General features: G+C 69.3%; 1 protein-coding gene and 1 pseudogene. Both read right to left on the bottom strand.

Features of this window, described 5'->3' with window-relative positions:
- Positions 1-1,368, bottom strand: a 1,368-nt coding sequence (locus WCB02_RS01215; RefSeq protein WP_423955450.1) for a xanthine dehydrogenase family protein molybdopterin-binding subunit, incomplete at its 3' end; no start/stop codon positions are given.
- A pseudogene (locus WCB02_RS01210) lies at positions 1,358-1,579 on the bottom strand (FAD binding domain-containing protein); the annotation flags it as partial. The pseudogene WCB02_RS01210 and the gene WCB02_RS01215, both read right to left, overlap by 11 nt.

The following is a 1,579-nucleotide window of genomic DNA, read 5'->3' as shown; positions in this document are numbered from 1 at the left end:
CGCGAACATCAGCGCCGGGAAGGTCGCGGTGCCCATGCCCCAGCCGACCAGGAAGCCGTCATCGTCGCGCATCTGGCGCGGCACGAGCGGGCGCTTCGACCAGCCGAAGCGGGCCGCGCCTTGCGCGTAGCACTCGCGCAGCGCCTTCGACGAGAACGGCTTGCCCGAGATCGGCTCCGCCTCGGCATAGTTCTTAAGGCGGAAGGCGAGCGGATCGATGCCATTGACATGCGCCATTTCGTCGATCGCGCTTTCCAGTGCGATCGACCCGGTCGCTTCGCCGGGCGCGCGCATGAACAATGGCGTCCCGGTGTCGAGCCGCACCGCCTCGTGCGAGGTCTTGATCGCGGCACTGGCGTAGAGCGTATGCGAAGCGTCGGCCGCGGGCTCGTAGAAATCGTCGAAGCTCGAGGTCGCGATCCTGGCATGATGATCGATCGCAACCAGCCTGCCGTCTGCGGCGGTGCCCATCCGCAGTCGCTGCCGGCTGGGTGAACGATGGCCCACCGGCCCGTACATCTGCTCACGGCGCAACACGAGCTTGACCGGACGGCCGACCAGCCGCGCCGCCAGGATGCCGAGGACCTGCGGTCCGGAGACCAGCCCCTTCGAGCCGAAGCCGCCGCCAAGATACGGGCTGCGGATATGGATCCTGCCGGGCGCGATGCCGAACAGGCCCGCGATCCGGCCCTGCGCCATGGCGAGGCCCTGGCTCGGCGTGTCGATGGAGAGGGCATCGCCGTCCCATGAGGCGACGATCGCGTGCGGCTCCATCGCGTTATGGTATTGCGCCGGCGTCTCGTAGGTGGCGTCGATCCGGTGCGCTGCCTTTGCGAGCGCGCCTTCGACATCGCCATGCCGCACCTCGGCGGGATTGCCGATGCCGACAGCGGGCGGCAGATAGCTTTCGCCGGCATCGAGGCCGACGCGTGCAGCTTCGACCTCGTAGCGCGGCGACAGCAGCCGCGCGCCTTCGGTCGCGGCTTCCAGCGTCTCGGCGATCACCACCGCGATCGGCTGGTTCGCATAACGCACCCGGTCGTTCTGCAAGAGCTCCATCCGGAACATGAACGGATTGGTCTTGGCGTCCGGGTCCTCGGCGAGCGGCGGCCGGTTGGCTGGCGTCATCACCTCGACGACGCCAGGATGACTCTTCGCGGCGGCGACATCGAGTGCGGCAACGCGGCCGCGCGCGATATGGCTCACCGCCATCACGGCGTACAGCATTTGGGGCGGGTGATTATCCGCCGCGTAGCGCGCGGCGCCGGTCACCTTCAGGATGCCGTCGCGGCGGGTCAGCGGCTGGCCGATGCTCGAGCCATGCCGGAGATGGGCGGGATCGCGGGTCAGGTTGATCTCAGGCGGCATGATGAACTCCGGCGGCGGACGAGAAGGGCGAGGCGGGCAGGGCGGGGACGCGCGCCGGCGTCCCAGCCGCCGCCAAGGTCAGCGCGCGCACGATGATGCGTCGCGCGAGCTCGATCTTGAAGGCATTGTCGCCGGAGGGCTTTGCGTCGCCCAGCGCGGCATCCGCCGCCTGGCGAAACGCCGACGGCTCGATGCGGGCGCCCGTCAGCAC

Source organism: Bradyrhizobium sp., assembly GCF_049581145.1.
GTDB lineage: Bacteria > Pseudomonadota > Alphaproteobacteria > Rhizobiales > Xanthobacteraceae > Bradyrhizobium.
Note: the sequence above shows the minus strand (reverse complement) of the source record. Positions and strands in the feature narration are given on the sequence as shown.